The organism is Bacillus cereus group sp. BfR-BA-01347 (assembly GCF_022663835.1).
GTDB classification, from domain to species: Bacteria; Bacillota; Bacilli; order Bacillales; family Bacillaceae_G; genus Bacillus_A; species Bacillus_A thuringiensis_K.
On the sequence record NZ_JAKUGG010000003.1, the window covers coordinates 314,164 to 328,349 of the forward strand.

A 14,186-nucleotide genomic window follows, 5' to 3' on the forward strand; every position below is an offset into this window, starting at 1 on the left:
ATTATACCATAATTGATAATATTCTCATTTGGGTGTCTCGAACCTTTTCGAAAGCTTTGTGACGTGTGCGTCCATAATGTCTTGTAAGTCTAAATCATATTTTTGCGAAAGAATAATAAGGTTAGATAGTACATCACCAAGTTCTTCTTTTAGTTCTTGTTTTAGCTCTTCTTCTGTTTTCGCGTCTTCATCAGGACGATCACGACCGATTTCGATTGCGCGAACAACGCGTGAAACTTCTCCAACTTCCTCTGTTAAGAAATTTAACCGAATAAAAGCATTATACTGTGACCAGCTTCGTTTTTCGTAAAATTCCTCAACCCATCTTTGAAATGCAACGATATCCATTTCTTTCTCATCCCCTCAATATGTTGTACAATGTTCATTGTATCATAACAATATATAGTTTCGGGGTGTAAGAATGAGAAAGATTTGTGTGTTTGCAGGTTCAAATTTAGGGGAGAGACCAGAATTTAAAGAGCAGGCAATTCAGTTAGGTAAAATGTTTGTTGAGAACGACTATGAGCTCGTATACGGTGGTTCATGTGTCGGATTAATGGGAGAAGTAGCAAACGAAGTTCTTCGTTTAGGTGGACGTGTAACAGGTGTTATGCCGCGCGGTCTATTCCGAGGAGAAATTGTGCATACAGGATTAACAGAATTAATTGAAGTAGAGACGATGCACGAACGTAAAGCTAAAATGGCAGAGCTTGCGGATGCTTTTATTGCGCTTCCAGGCGGATACGGAACGTTTGAAGAACTATTTGAAGTTGTATGTTGGTCACAAATTGGTATACATAATAAGCCGGTTGGTTTATTAAACATAAAAGGTTTTTACGGACCAATTTTGCAAATGGTTGAACGTGCAGCGGAAGAAGGATTTATGAATCCATCAAATAAAGAATTAATCGTTTCAGCAGAGACAGCAGATAAACTAATTCATGCAATCCAAAATTATGAGCGTCCTGTTTTGGGAACGAAGTGGAAGCAACTATCATAGCAAATACGGAAACACATGTCGTTTTAATTTAAGATGGCATGTGTTTTTAAATTGGTTAAATATGTTAATGTTGAGATATGATGTTTTTTGGAAAAGGAGAAATTGATGGAGGAGTTTGTGTATTTACGTCCTGTTTTTAAAAGTATTTTAGCAGCGTCTATTCTTGTTATGCTAATCGTTTCAACGCAGAAGAAAGAGCTAATTAATGAATTTTCGCTTTGGTTTATTTCGATATTGTGTATCGGTGTTTCGGCGATAACACTCTTTATGATTGGCTTTATTGTTGATGAGTATAATTTGGCTGGAGATCCACAATCGTTTTGTATGTTTATTGCGATTGGTTGTATTAGTGGCCTGAATTTCATTATTTATTACAGAAGGCAATAAAAGAGGCATTCCATATTACTTTGGAATGCCTTTATCATTTTGATTGCTTTGTTTTTTATACAGGTACCAGCCACCCCAGCCGCCACCAATTGCTACGACAACGAGGAAAGCATAGTCCTTAACCTCGACACGTATATTGAAAATATTAGCTATAAGTAAGAGAATCCCAACTGTTATTAACGCAAAAAATGCTCTAATTAAGTAGTCTTTCAACTGAACCACTCCCGTCATTTAAGTAGTAAATGATGAATTTGGAAAAGCTTTTTGGATCTATGATACTAAAGGGTGTTTCCTATATTTTAACATAGATGAGATTGTAATATAGTGATGAAAGTGGAGGAGAGGGGCGCTGATATTGTCGTGATTTGTCGGCAAATTGATATCCTTTGTTGAATCGTTGATATATTGCGGGTAATGATTGATATAATGAAAAAATCGTTGATATATTTCGAGTAATGATCGATATATTTGAAAAATCGTTGATATAATTTCGTGGACCGTTAAGTGCAACCATTACAGAAAAAAGCGACTCTGAGCGAGCCGCTTCCGCTTTTAATGATATCCAGCTCCAGCGGCTAGAATCTCCGGTCATTTCGCTCTCTCGCTCGAAGCAAAAAGCGCTTCAAGGTCGAGAGCTCCAATGCCCTGCGATTCTGAGCAAGCCGCCTCCGCTTTTACATATTATTGATTCAAGAACGCACGTAGCATCCAAGCGTGTTTTTCTAGTTCTGTGTAGATGCCTAGTAGTAGGTCAGATGTCATTTCATCATCAGAGTCTTGAGCGATTTCCATGCCTTTTTTCAGTTCGACTAGCATCATTTCGTAGTCTTTCATGATTGCTTCGACCATCCCTTCTGCAGTTTCTCCGTATGCTGCTTCTTGAATAGAAGATAGTTCTAAGTATTCTTTCATTGTTGCTACTGGTTTGCCGCCAATTGCTAAAATACGTTCTGCAATTTCATCGATGTGAGTAGCTGATTCTGTGTAAAGTTCTTCGAATTTCTCGTGTAATGTGAAGAATTGAGGTCCTTTTACGTACCAATGGAAGTTGTGAAGTTTTGTGAATAAAACGCTCCAGTCTGCTACTTGTTTGTTTAATACTTCGATTACTTGTTTGTTCATTATGATCAATCTCCTTTTGAGTTGTTATGTGATATCAATTACTAATTTATAATTATTATAATCTAGTAATCTCTATAAATCAACCCTTTTGCTGGAATTAAATTGAACAAATTATGAACTGTTGTAAATAAAAATCCCTATTACTGTGGAGTAATAGGGATTTTGTTTAATATATAGCTCTTGTTCTGAACGAGCCGCTTCCGCTTTTATTTGTTAAACAGCCTTTTGTTTTTCTTCTACATCCTGTCCATCCCAGCACTCTGTATTCTTTAAGCCAGGGATAGAGTTTGCAACGAAGACAGGATCTTTTCCTTGCTTCTTTTGCTTCAAATAGTCTACTAATGCAGCGTAAGCAAATTTGCTAAGGAATGAGATGGCAATTAAGTTTGTGAATACCATTAGTCCCATGAATAAATCAGCTAAACTCCAAACTGTTTTAAGAGCAGCAATTGATCCGAAGAATACCATTCCAACAACTGCAACACGATAAATCATTAACCATGTTTTGCTTTCTTTAATGAATGCAATATTTGTTTCACCGTAATAGTAGTTTCCTAGAAGTGAACTGAAAGCGAATAGGAAAATAATAATCGCTAAGAAAGTGCTTGCCCACGGTCCAATTTGTGAACTTAATGCGTTTTGTGTTAATTCGATACCTTCTAAATTTGATCCTTTGTAAAGTCCAGAACATAATACGATAAATGCTGTTGATGTACATACTAAGAATGTATCTACGAAAACGCCTAACGCTTGAACAAGTCCTTGTTTTACAGGGTGAGATACATCAGATGTTGCGGCTGCATTAGGAGAACTACCCATTCCTGCTTCTGTCGCGAATAAACCGCGCTGAATTCCGAACTTGATTGCTGCTCCAATACCACCAGCGATGGCTTGGTCTAAACCGAATGCACCGTTAAAGATTTCCATAAAAATGCTTGGTAACATACTGAAGTTGTTAATAACGACAAAAATAGCCACGCCAATATAAACGATTGCCATTGGCGGAACAATCATTTCTGTAATACGTGAAATGCTCTTAATACCACCAAAAATAATGACTGCAACTAATAAGGCTAATAGAGCTCCTACGATCGTTCGCTCTAGTCCAAAAGCATTTTCAAACGCTATTGTTACTGTATTCGCTTGTACTGAATTGAAAATTAATCCGTACGCAACTGTAATAAGAAGTGAGAACCAAACACCCATCCAACGTTTGTTTAATCCTTTTTCCATGTAATATGCCGGCCCACCACGGAACCTGCTACCATCTTTTACTTTATAAATTTGAGCGAGCGTACATTCTACGAAACTAGTAGCTGCTCCGATAATTGCGATAAACCACATCCAAAATATTGCGCCAGGTCCACCCATTGAAATTGCTAATGCTACACCGGCTAAGTTTCCGATACCGATACGTGCTGCTGCACTTAAGCAAAATGCTTGGAATGGGGAGATGCTATCTTTCTTTTTTTCCTTTCGATTAAACCCTTTACTAATTAAGCTGACCATTTCACTGAAATAAGTAATTTGGACAAATTTTAATTTAAAAGAGAAGTAAAGACCGAAGCCGATTAGCATTGCAATAAGAATATATGACCATAAAATATTATTCGTTACCTCAAGGAATCTGCTAAAGATATCAACCATATAATACACTTCCTTTTTTTCGTAATAAGAAAATTATATGCAAAAAATATACGAGAATCAATTTTTCTAAAAAATCATGTTACTTAAATCATTTTTTTGTTATGATTATGTTACATAATAATATTTTTAGAATTATTTACATTTTAAAAAACTAAATTTAAAGCGAGAAGGTGGGGATAATTTGAAAGAAGATTCTTTATTGAAAGTAAGCCTTGAGAGTTTGAAAATGAGAAGTAATATATTTTTTATCATTACATCTTTAAGTATCTTTTTAGGGTCCACTTATTATTACAATAAAAGATTTCCAAATCACAAATATCCTGAGTGGTTAGAATTTCTAAAGCTGATTGGATGAATAAAAGACAGAAAAACAGAAAATTAAAATAAATAAGTTATGGAGGAGCTAAAAATGAATATTAGAGAAAGTGAACTTCCGGGTATTGGTTATAAGTTTCAAATCGTTACGAAAGGTAACGAAAAGATGGTAATTGTCATTCATGATGACGGGCGTAGAGAAATGTATCATTTTGACTCAGACCATGAAGAAAGTATCTCAAGTATTTCACTGCGTGACTCAGAGGCAAGACAAATCGCGGCAATATTAGGTGGAATGGTATATAAGCCTAGGGCGTTAGAAAATGTTGAGATGGTTTTTGAAGGGTTAGCGATTGAGTGGTTCAAAGTGGAGAATACAGCTCCAGCAATCGGAAAAACAATTGGTGATCTTGAAATAAGAAAGACATATAGCGTAACGATAATCGCAGTTATGAAGAAGAACATGAAGAAGCTATTTAATCCAGGACCAGAAACAGTAATTGAAGAAGGAGATATGCTTGTAGTTTCAGGTGAGAGAGAAGAAATTAAAAAAATTATTAATGAATTACTTTCAAATAGGGGGACTGATTAGATGGATACGTTAATTTTTGAAGTTGGTACAGCTTTAGTTTTAGTGGCAGTTGCAGCAGTAATTGCTGGGAAATTTAAATTCTCAGTAATTCCTTTTCTAATCGTTCTTGGAATGTTAGTAGGACCGCATGCACCGACAATAGGTGTTATCGATTTCAAATTTATTGAAAGTGCAAGTGTAATTTCCTTCCTTGGACGGATTGGGGTTCTATTCCTTCTATTCTATCTAGGATTAGAATTTTCAATGAAAAAACTAATTAAATCTGGACGCTCTATTGCAATTGGCGGAACGATTTATATTTTAATTAACTTTTCACTTGGTTTGTTATACGGATTTATAATGGGATTCCCATTACTAGAAATCTTAATTATTGCGGGTATTATTACGATTTCTTCTAGCGCTATCGTTGCTAAAGTGTTAGTGGACTTAAGAAGAACTGGTAATAATGAAACCGAATTAATTTTAGGAATTATTATGTTTGAAGATATATTCCTTGCTGTATATTTATCAGTTGTTTCTGGTTTAGTACTAGGGGATCACGCTTCCTTCTTAGGTGCCCTTACTTCAATTGGAATTGCTTTAGGATATATGCTTCTATTCTTTATAGTAGCTAGAAAGGCTACGCCGTTATTAAATAAATTGCTCAATATTAGCTCAGATGAAATCTTTATTATTGTAGTATTTGCTTCTTTATTCTTCATTGCTGGTTTTTCAGAAACAATTCACGTTGCAGAAGCAATTGGAGCACTTCTTCTAGGATTAGTTTTCTCTGAGACAGAGCATAGTGACCGAATTGAACATCTTGTTGTTCCATTTAGAGACTTTTTCGGAGCTATTTTCTTCTTCAGCTTCGGGTTAAGTATTGATCCATTCTCATTAGGCGGAGCGATATGGTTAACGTTAGGCGCTGTCCTTCTTACGATAATCGGTAACTTTGTAGCAGGAATGATCGCGGGAAGACAAGCTGGATTATCTCATAAAGCATCAACAAATATCGGATTAACAATCGTTTCAAGAGGAGAGTTCTCCATCATTATGGCTAATATCGGTATCGCCGGTGGCTTAATGTCAGTACTGAAACCATTCTCAGCACTATACGTGCTTATACTATCCATTTTAGGCCCACTTCTGACAAAAGAGTCGAAGAATGTATATAAATTCTTAAATAAAATCTTTAAGTGGGATACGAAAGCTACAAAAATTTAAAATTTAGAAGAACCTATGCTGATATAGGTTCTTTTTATTGTCATTTTTTTAGGGTGAGAGAATACGTTTAATATTTACCATATTGTGGCATACATATAGAAAAAGGGTGCTTGGAAAGGGGAAAAAAGAGAAATGGAACTCCAGTTTCAAAATGTATATCAACAGGTAGAGAATTGGTATGTGTTGGATTCGGAGCTTCCTTGGGATGTCAAAAAGCTAAGAGAGGATTTATTTTCTCTTATTGAAGTATGTAAAACGCCCGTTATTTTTTGTGATACGTGTGATGCAAACGATGTGCTTCTATCATTAGGGGAAGAGGAAGAAGAGTTTCTATTCCCAGTAGGTGGTTTTTATCATAAAGAAAAACAATTAATTTTCGTTTGTATGTGGGAAGAGTATGAGCAAGTTCTCAAAACGCTACTGCATGAATTTCGCCATGCGATGCAGCATAAGAGAGATATATTGTATGTGGGAAGTGAACGGTACGAAGAGCGATGGATTGAAAAAGATGCGAGGAAGTTCGCGGAGAGGAAATTGGATGAATATAAGAGTAGAAAGTTAATGTAAAGCATAGTGGAGAAATAGCGCTGTGCTTTCCTTGTACTTATTAAAAATAAGTATTTGACTTTTATTAAGTTTAGTTCTAAACTAATGATATGAAACGAGTGAGGTGATGAAATGAAAACAGAAGATAGACTAGGGCTACTATTATGGTTTCGTTTGTCACGTTTTTATAATAAGAGTATTCGTGAGACGAATCAGCACTTAAAAAAATGGAATGTATCTGCCGCCCAGTTTGATGTGTTAGCTCAAGTTGGAGGACATGATCGTTTAACGCAGCAAGAACTTGGAAATAAGCTATTTGTTACGAAAGGAAATGTAACGCAGCTTTTAAATAAAATGGAGCAGCTTGAGTGGATTTTGCGTGAACAAGAGGGTACTACGAAATATATTTCTTTAACAGAAAAGGGAAGAGCTTTATATGAGGAAATCGTCCCACCTCAAGAAACGTTCCAAGCAGAGAAGTTTCATAATTTAAATATAGAGGAACAAAAGCAATTATTAAAACTACTAAAAAAGTTACAGTAAGAAAAAATTTTAGAATAAATCTCGAATTCGAGATAGTATGAGGTGAAGGATATGTTTAGAAAAGTTGATCATAAAAATATGGGCAGAGCAAATCATGGTTGGTTAAATACACATTTTCATTTTTCTTTTGCCAATTACTATAATCCAAATAATATGAACTTCGGAGCGTTACGTGTTATTAATGATGATCTAGTAGCGGCGCAAACTGGTTTTGATATGCATCCACATCGTGATATGGAGATTATTTCTTACGTTGTAGATGGTGCTTTAACACATGAAGACAGCATGGGAAATCGCGGAACGATTGAGCGTGGACATGTTCAATATATGAGTGCTGGTACGGGTGTATTTCATAGCGAGCATAATTTAGGCGATGAAACGCTGCGTTTATTACAAATTTGGATTTTACCAGACCGTGCAGATCATAAACCAAACTACGGTGAGTTTAAATTTGATTGGAGCGAGCGTGAAAATGAATGGTTCCATATGGTGTCTTCAGTAGAAGGAAATGCACCAATTCAAATTCACCAAGATGCGAATTTATATTCTTTATCATTAGAGGCTGGAAAAGAAATTCATTTTCCAGTGAAAGAAGGCCGTCAATTGTACCTTGTACAAATTGAAGGAAGCAGTGTAATAAATGGTGAAACATTTGTTATGCGGGATGCAGCAGAATCTGTAGGAGAAGATATTCACATTCAAGCGAAAGAGCAATCACACTATTTAGCAATTGAATTGAAAAAACAATAAAATGCGTAAAAAAAGAGGACATCCTATCGGATGTCCTCTTTTTTTAATTGGAATTGTCTGAAAAATGTTTCTCAAATTTTCGGTAGAGGTATGAGCTGCAAAAATCAGAATTGTATAAAAGTGTCAAAAATCTTTATGGGAATGGGGAATGTTATAGTGAAAAAGCAAGTCATTTCATCAGCATTAGCGTTAACTGTTATCGCCGGGGGATTTGGAGCGTTTGGGGCAACGACAACGAAAGCGGAAGAACAAAAAATTCAATATCATCAAGAATTTAAAACACCTGCATACATAGGTGAAGAATGGAAAGCACCGGAAGGACTAGATAAAAAAGAGACGGTCTTTCAATACTTAGAGAGTAAGAAAGATATGTTTAAATTAGCAGGAAATATTGAAAAGCATTTTAATATCGTTGGAGAAGAAAAAGACGCTGAATCTGATACGACACATGTGAAGCTAGTTGAGAAACATAATAACATCCCTGTGTACGGTTCTGATCAAACTGTTACACTTGATAAAGAGAACAATGTAAAAGCATTCTTCGGACAAGTTATTCCGAATTTAGATGATAAAAATATTCCTGCATCTGCAAGCATTAGTGCGGAACAAGCAGAAACAATTGCAAAGGCAGATATTGAGAAAGAAATTGGTAAAGTAAAGAGTTATGACGGTGTGAAAAAAGATTTATTTGTATATGAAAAGGACGGTAATTACTACCTTGCATACTTAGTTAAGGCATCGATTTCAAAACCAGCTCCAGGATATTGGCATTATTTTGTTGATGCAACGAATGGAAATGTTATTGAGAAATATAACGCTGTAGATAACATTACTGGATTTGGTTACGGAGTATTAGGTGCTAGACAATCATTTGAAATTGCTCAAGATACGAAAACAGGACAATTCAACTTGTTTGATGGTAAACGAGGACAAGGTGTTCACACATTTGATGCAGAAAATATGGACGAGAACTGGTTTAATTTATTCTCACAAATTCTTGGATATACAGGAGAAGAAGTTGAAAGTAAATCTAAGTTCTTCGAAGATAAAGCTGCAGTTGATGCGCATGTAAATGCAGGAAAAGTATATGATTACTACAAAAAGACATTTAATCGTAACTCTTTCGATGATAAAGGTGCGAAGCTTATTTCAACTGTTCACGTAGGGGAGAGCTGGAATAACGCAGCTTGGAATGGTGTGCAAATGATGTATGGTGATGGCGATGGAAAAACATTCATTCCATTATCTGCTGGACTTGATGTTATCGGTCACGAATTAACGCATGCTGTAACTGAACATACAGCAAACCTTGTTTACAAAAATGAGTCAGGGGCGTTAAATGAATCGTTATCTGATATTATGGGTGTTATGGTTGAGAAGAAGAGCTGGGATTTAGGTGCTGACATTTATACACCTGATAAACCTGGTGATGCGCTTCGCTCTCTTAAAGACCCAGCGTCTATTCCAAACCCATTAAAACCAAGTGAAGGTTACCCAGATCACTATAGTAAACGTTATACTGGAACAGCTGATAATGGCGGCGTTCATATTAACAGCAGTATTAACAATAAAGCTGCATACTTAGTATCTGAAGGCGGAGATCATTACGGCGTGAAAGTAACTGGAGTGGGCCGTGAAGCGACAGAAAAAATTTACTACCGTGCTCTTACGAAATATTTAACTGCAAACTCTGACTTCAAAATGATGCGTCAAGCTGCTCTTCAGTCAGCTGAAGATTTATATGGTAAAAACTCTAAAGCTGTACAAGCTGTAACGAAAGCTTATGATGCAGTAGGTGTAAAATAATAAGAGAAAAGACCTGACATCCTAGTCAGGTCTTTTCTTTATCCCACTATCCGCAAATGATGAAATTTTCACTTTATTTAGTCGCGAATACCTAATGCGATTTTCGCCATACGTGACATACGTTCTTTCGACCAGGGCGGATTCCAAACGACATTTACTTCTATTTCATTAACTTCAGGTACGTTCGTTGATAATACTTTTTTAACGTCTGATACGATTTGCCCAGCCATTGGACAACCGATAGAAGTCATAGTCATCGTAATGACAGCATTATTATTTTCATCTGCTGTAACATCATACACTAATCCAAGATTAACGATATCAACACCTAGTTCAGGGTCAATAACAGCTTCTAAATTGGCAAATAATTTATTTTCAAATGCTTCTTGTGACATAAGCAGCCCCTCCTACATTCTAATGATATCGATTCTCATTATAACGGAAATGAGCATAATGTGCAGGAAATGAGCTCAAAAAAATATCCCTCTTCGCAAGAGGGATATTTTTTGAACATCTATTCTGTTTTAAAATGAGATACGAGCTGATCTAACTCTTCAACTGTTTGTTTCATTTTTCTAGCAGTTACTGTCATCTCATTCATAACAATAACTTTCTGTTCAGCAGATTGTGCCGTTGCGGCAGTTTCGCTGGATACTTCAGTAGAGATAGAAGCGATGTTATTAAGTGAAGCATTCATTTCTTCAGCACTTGCAGCCATTTCTTCAGCAGTTGCTGATATATCTTGCATTTGAGTAGATACTTTATTTACTTGTTCCACAATTGTTGTGAAAGAAGTACCAGCTTCACGAATAACATTGATACCTTCAAATGCTTCAGAACGGCCTTGAGACATCATAGAGCTAGCAGTTTCTGTATCATTTTGAATTTGATGTAGTAATTGATTAATGTCTGTTGCAGCTGTTTTAGATTGTTCAGCAAGTTTTCGAACTTCGTCAGCTACGACAGCAAATCCTTTTCCTTGCTCGCCAGCACGAGCTGCCTCAATAGAAGCATTTAAAGCAAGTAAGTTTGTTTGCTCAGCAATATTAGAAATAGATTGTACAGCAGTATCAATATATTTCGTATGAGTGATTAGACGTTCAACCACTTCTGACGTAGCATTTACAGCTTCATGTATCGTTGTCATTTGTGAAACAGATTTTTGGATAACGGTATTTCCATCGCTAGCATGTTCAGATGTGGCAACAGCAAGTTCCGCTACAGATGAAGCAGATTCAGCAATACGCTGAACACTTACTGCCATATCATCCATTGCAGTTGAACTTTCTTCCATACTAGAAGTTTGTGATTGAATACTTGCATTTAAGTTGGACATCGAGCTTTGGACTCTTAATGTTGCCTCACGTGATGTATTCGTTTTTTCTAGCATATTTTCAGAAGCAGTTTGTACTTCCACAGATGTTTTTTGAACACGATTAATGATATGTTGTAGGTTTTCTAACATTTTATTAAATGATGCTGCGATAGCACCGATTTCATCGTTGCTATTTACCTGTAGACGTGCCGTTAAGTCACCTTCTTGAGAGGCTAATTCTTTTAGTTTCGTGTCAATTTGTTGAATTGGTTTCACCAGTTTACCAGAGAACCACCATGCAAGAATAATTGCAACGATAATACATACAACAAGTGATAAGAAAATAACATATTCGATTAAGAGTGCAGATTGATCAATTTTTTCAATAGATTGTTCACGTAATTTAGCTTGTTCATTACTGTAGTTTGTGAAGTCACCAATTACTTTATAGACAGTTCCGTTTTCTGAAGAAGCTACTTGTAAAGCTTCTTCCCATTTTTGTTCTTTTGCAAGAGTGAATACTTTTTCTTCAACGAACTTTCTCCAAGTAGACCCTAATTCCATTGTGCTTTTTACGGACGAAGAAAGATTTGGATTAGAAAGAAGTTTATCTTTTGAATCCTCAAGACGTTTACTCATCTCATTAAACTTGTCTAATTCGACTTGATCATGTTGTAGTAAATAACCTCTTAAAGCAGAGAGCTGTACTTGATAAGCGTCTCCACGTTCTTTCAATTCTGTTGCCAGTGGAGAAATTTCTTTTTGTAATGTTTCAGCTTTACGAGATTGATCAATAGCAAAAAATAAAATAAAAGCTAAGGCGATACCAAATAAAGCACAAATCGTTCCCATCATGAACATAAGTTTTTTTCTGATACTTACAAAATTCATATGATTAAAAGCCTCCTTTGTGAAATCTTAGTATTAGAATTAATAAATGTAAAAAATTGAAAGAAAGCTTTACTCCGGTTGGAATAAAGCTTTCTTATTTCCTTTAGGAATTATAGCAGACGGAATGAGAGATAGAAAGAGATATTTTAAAGTGAAAAAAGAGAGACTGTAAAACTTTCTTTCCTATACCTTTGAGCTCGTGTCATTTTCACTTTAAGCGTTTGTTTTGAAATGAGAGACGAGAACTTCAAGTTCTTGTACGATTGTTTTCATTTCAGATGATTTTTTAGCCACGATACTCATTTTGTTTACTTGATCACCAGCCGAATGTGCGGTTTGTGATGTTTCTGCAGCAACTTCGTTTGAAATAGAAGCGATATTATTTAAAGCTGCGTTCATTTCTTCAGAGCTTGCAGCCATCTCTTCAGCAGTTGCAGACATTTCTTGCATTTGCGTAGAGACTTTGTTAATGTGGTTAACAATTTCTGAGAATGAAGATCCGGCAGTACGAATAACAGTAATTCCTTCAGAAGCTTCTGCTTGACCTTGTGTCATCATGTCATTTGCTATTTTTGTATCGGCTTGAATTTGATGCAGTAAATGGTTAATGTCAGTTGCGGCTAGTTGAGATTGTTCAGCAAGTTTTCGAACTTCATCGGCAACAACAGCGAATCCTTTTCCGTGTTCACCAGCACGAGCTGCTTCAATAGAAGCATTTAAAGCGAGTAAATTTGTTTGGTCGGCGATATTCGAAATAGATTGAAGTGCAGTATCTATATGATTTGTATGTGTAATGAGTCGCTCAACTACTTGTGATGTAGCGTTAACAGCTTCGTTAATTGTATGCATTTGTGTAATAGATTTCTCAATGACTTTATTCCCATCATCTGCTTTTTCTGACGTTGTGACAGCTAAACTAGTAACAGAAGAGGCGGACTCAGCGATACGCTGAACACTCGTTGCCATGTCATCCATCGCGGTTGAACTTTCTTCAATGCTAGAAACTTGTGAACGAATATTGTGTTCAAGAGCATTCATAGTTTCTTGGGTTCTTGCGGTATTTTCCATAGAAGCGGTTGTTTCGATAAATACATTTTCGGAAGCTTCTTTTACACTTGTTGATGTTTGTTGAACTTGTTTTATTATATGCTGTAAGTTAGTGAGCATTTGATTAAAGGAATTTGCAATGTCACCAATTTCATCTTTACTTGTTACGTGTAATCTAGCCGTTAAATCTCCATCTTGAGAAGCTAATTCTTTTAACTTCTCATCAATTTGTCGAATTGGTTTAACGAGTTTACCAGAGAACCACCATGCTAATAAGATAGACGTTAATGTACATGCAATGAGTGAGAAGAAAATAATATATTGAATAAGTGATGAAGAAGACTCGACGTCAGCAATTAATGCGTCACGTTTCTCATTTTCTTCATTTGTATATTTATTAAAACGACCTAAAAGATCATTTACATAATCTGTTTGTGCTAAAGCAATTTTAGATGCTTCGTCCCATTTTCCTTCACGCGCAAGAGGGAGTACCTCATTATCTATGACGCTACGCCATTTTCCCCCCATTAAAATAGCTTCTTTCATTCCTTCTGGGAGCTTCTTGTCACTTGTTACTTTCTCTCTAGTATCAGCTAATTTTTTCCCTTCTCGGTTGAACTTATCTAATCCTTTTTGATCATGTGATAGTAAATATTCTTGTAAACCAGCAACTTGTGCTTGGAACCAATCGCCACGTTCTTTTAAAATCGTCGCTCTTTTTGATACATCATTTTTTAACGTTTCGATTTCACTTGCTTGATTCATGGCGAATGAAAGAATAACAATAAGAGCAATGCTAAATAAAGAAGAAATGCTTAAGAGTGTGAACAGTAGTTTTTTTCGAATACTAACATATTTCATCGTTACCCCTACCCTCATTTAAACTATTTATTATGATTTATAGATTTTTAAAACGAAATTAATAAAAACATTATTATGAAGTTATTAATCTGTTCAATGAAAATTATAGCAGATAATGGAAGGAGTCAGATTGGTATTAGAAAAAGTTCTTAAAATGT

Annotated in this window: 15 protein-coding genes; 8 read left to right on the top strand and 7 right to left on the bottom strand. The window is 35.8% G+C overall.

Annotated elements, in window-relative coordinates:
- Nucleotides 1–24: 24 nt before the first annotated feature.
- The gene (locus MR143_RS07615; protein ID WP_000355747.1) at nt 25–348 is read right to left on the bottom strand and encodes a MazG nucleotide pyrophosphohydrolase domain-containing protein; all 324 of its coding nucleotides are present in this window, start codon (nt 346–348) and stop codon (nt 25–27) included.
- 73 nt (nt 349–421) lie between these two features.
- On the opposite strand from MR143_RS07615, the gene MR143_RS07620 reads away from it, so the two are divergent.
- The gene (locus tag MR143_RS07620; RefSeq protein ID WP_001225751.1) at nt 422–1,000 is read left to right on the top strand and encodes an LOG family protein; all 579 of its coding nucleotides are present in this window, start codon (nt 422–424) and stop codon (nt 998–1,000) included.
- Between the two features lie 105 nt (nt 1,001–1,105).
- Nucleotides 1,106–1,387, top strand: coding sequence for a hypothetical protein (locus tag MR143_RS07625; RefSeq protein ID WP_000390916.1), 282 nt, complete (start codon nt 1,106–1,108; stop codon nt 1,385–1,387).
- Between the two features lie 15 nt (nt 1,388–1,402).
- On the opposite strand, the gene MR143_RS07630 is transcribed toward MR143_RS07625, so the two are convergent.
- The 3 genes from MR143_RS07630 to MR143_RS07640 form a co-directional block, all read right to left on the bottom strand.
- Nucleotides 1,403–1,600, bottom strand: coding sequence for a hypothetical protein (locus MR143_RS07630; RefSeq protein ID WP_000656312.1), 198 nt, complete (start codon nt 1,598–1,600; stop codon nt 1,403–1,405).
- Nucleotides 1,601–2,068: 468 nt separating this feature from the next.
- The gene (locus MR143_RS07635) at nt 2,069–2,509 is read right to left on the bottom strand and encodes a Dps family protein (protein ID WP_001041895.1); all 441 of its coding nucleotides are present in this window, start codon (nt 2,507–2,509) and stop codon (nt 2,069–2,071) included.
- A gap of 213 nt (nt 2,510–2,722) precedes the next feature.
- Complete coding sequence (locus tag MR143_RS07640) at nt 2,723–4,156, bottom strand: alanine/glycine:cation symporter family protein (protein WP_242280697.1); 1,434 nt, start codon at nt 4,154–4,156, stop codon at nt 2,723–2,725.
- Between the two features lie 409 nt (nt 4,157–4,565).
- On the opposite strand from MR143_RS07640, the gene MR143_RS07645 reads away from it, so the two are divergent.
- The 6 genes from MR143_RS07645 to nprB all read left to right on the top strand — a co-directional run bounded on the left by MR143_RS07645 (nt 4,566) and on the right by nprB (nt 9,914).
- The gene (locus tag MR143_RS07645) at nt 4,566–5,063 is read left to right on the top strand and encodes a cation:proton antiporter regulatory subunit (RefSeq protein WP_001026076.1); all 498 of its coding nucleotides are present in this window, start codon (nt 4,566–4,568) and stop codon (nt 5,061–5,063) included.
- Complete coding sequence (locus MR143_RS07650; protein ID WP_000380233.1) at nt 5,064–6,269, top strand: cation:proton antiporter; 1,206 nt, start codon at nt 5,064–5,066, stop codon at nt 6,267–6,269.
- 132 nt (nt 6,270–6,401) lie between these two features.
- Nucleotides 6,402–6,836 carry a DUF3920 family protein gene (locus MR143_RS07655; protein WP_000422801.1) on the top strand — a complete coding sequence of 145 codons (435 nt, stop codon included), beginning with the start codon at nt 6,402–6,404 and terminating at the stop codon, nt 6,834–6,836.
- A gap of 111 nt (nt 6,837–6,947) precedes the next feature.
- A complete protein-coding gene (locus tag MR143_RS07660) occupies nt 6,948–7,358 on the top strand; it encodes a MarR family winged helix-turn-helix transcriptional regulator (RefSeq protein WP_000845479.1) in 411 nt (136 codons plus the stop codon).
- A 51-nt stretch (nt 7,359–7,409) separates the two neighbouring features.
- On the top strand, nt 7,410–8,108 hold the full coding sequence (locus MR143_RS07665; RefSeq protein WP_000488925.1) for a pirin family protein: 699 nt from the start codon (nt 7,410–7,412) through the stop codon (nt 8,106–8,108).
- Between the two features lie 156 nt (nt 8,109–8,264).
- The gene (gene nprB, locus MR143_RS07670) at nt 8,265–9,914 is read left to right on the top strand and encodes a neutral protease NprB (RefSeq protein WP_000745128.1); all 1,650 of its coding nucleotides are present in this window, start codon (nt 8,265–8,267) and stop codon (nt 9,912–9,914) included.
- Between the two features lie 77 nt (nt 9,915–9,991).
- Here the strand turns inward: nprB and MR143_RS07675 are convergent, their stop codons facing one another.
- The 3 genes from MR143_RS07675 to MR143_RS07685 all read right to left on the bottom strand — a co-directional run bounded on the left by MR143_RS07675 (nt 9,992) and on the right by MR143_RS07685 (nt 14,028).
- Complete coding sequence (locus MR143_RS07675) at nt 9,992–10,309, bottom strand: metal-sulfur cluster assembly factor (RefSeq protein ID WP_000076418.1); 318 nt, start codon at nt 10,307–10,309, stop codon at nt 9,992–9,994.
- A gap of 119 nt (nt 10,310–10,428) precedes the next feature.
- The gene (locus MR143_RS07680; RefSeq protein ID WP_001012198.1) at nt 10,429–12,120 is read right to left on the bottom strand and encodes a methyl-accepting chemotaxis protein; all 1,692 of its coding nucleotides are present in this window, start codon (nt 12,118–12,120) and stop codon (nt 10,429–10,431) included.
- Nucleotides 12,121–12,333: 213 nt separating this feature from the next.
- Complete coding sequence (locus MR143_RS07685; RefSeq protein ID WP_000878439.1) at nt 12,334–14,028, bottom strand: methyl-accepting chemotaxis protein; 1,695 nt, start codon at nt 14,026–14,028, stop codon at nt 12,334–12,336.
- Nucleotides 14,029–14,186 lie beyond the last annotated feature (158 nt).

Bases quoted from the DNA above. Each gene is read 5' to 3' on its own strand.
- MR143_RS07685 (WP_000878439.1), bottom strand. From the start codon at position 14,028: ATGAAATATGTTAGTATTCGAAAAAAACTACTGTTCACACTCTTAAGC.
- MR143_RS07615 (WP_000355747.1), bottom strand. From the start codon at position 348: ATGGATATCGTTGCATTTCAAAGATGGGTTGAGGAATTTTACGAAAAA.
- MR143_RS07650 (WP_000380233.1), top strand. From the start codon at position 5,064: ATGGATACGTTAATTTTTGAAGTTGGTACAGCTTTAGTTTTAGTGGCA.
- MR143_RS07655 (WP_000422801.1), top strand. From the start codon at position 6,402: ATGGAACTCCAGTTTCAAAATGTATATCAACAGGTAGAGAATTGGTAT.
- MR143_RS07625 (WP_000390916.1), top strand. From the start codon at position 1,106: ATGGAGGAGTTTGTGTATTTACGTCCTGTTTTTAAAAGTATTTTAGCA.
- MR143_RS07680 (WP_001012198.1), bottom strand. From the start codon at position 12,120: ATGAATTTTGTAAGTATCAGAAAAAAACTTATGTTCATGATGGGAACG.
- MR143_RS07675 (WP_000076418.1), bottom strand. From the start codon at position 10,309: ATGTCACAAGAAGCATTTGAAAATAAATTATTTGCCAATTTAGAAGCT.
- MR143_RS07635 (WP_001041895.1), bottom strand. From the start codon at position 2,509: ATGAACAAACAAGTAATCGAAGTATTAAACAAACAAGTAGCAGACTGG.
- MR143_RS07645 (WP_001026076.1), top strand. From the start codon at position 4,566: ATGAATATTAGAGAAAGTGAACTTCCGGGTATTGGTTATAAGTTTCAA.
- MR143_RS07665 (WP_000488925.1), top strand. From the start codon at position 7,410: ATGTTTAGAAAAGTTGATCATAAAAATATGGGCAGAGCAAATCATGGT.
- MR143_RS07640 (WP_242280697.1), bottom strand. From the start codon at position 4,156: ATGGTTGATATCTTTAGCAGATTCCTTGAGGTAACGAATAATATTTTA.
- MR143_RS07660 (WP_000845479.1), top strand. From the start codon at position 6,948: ATGAAAACAGAAGATAGACTAGGGCTACTATTATGGTTTCGTTTGTCA.
- MR143_RS07620 (WP_001225751.1), top strand. From the start codon at position 422: ATGAGAAAGATTTGTGTGTTTGCAGGTTCAAATTTAGGGGAGAGACCA.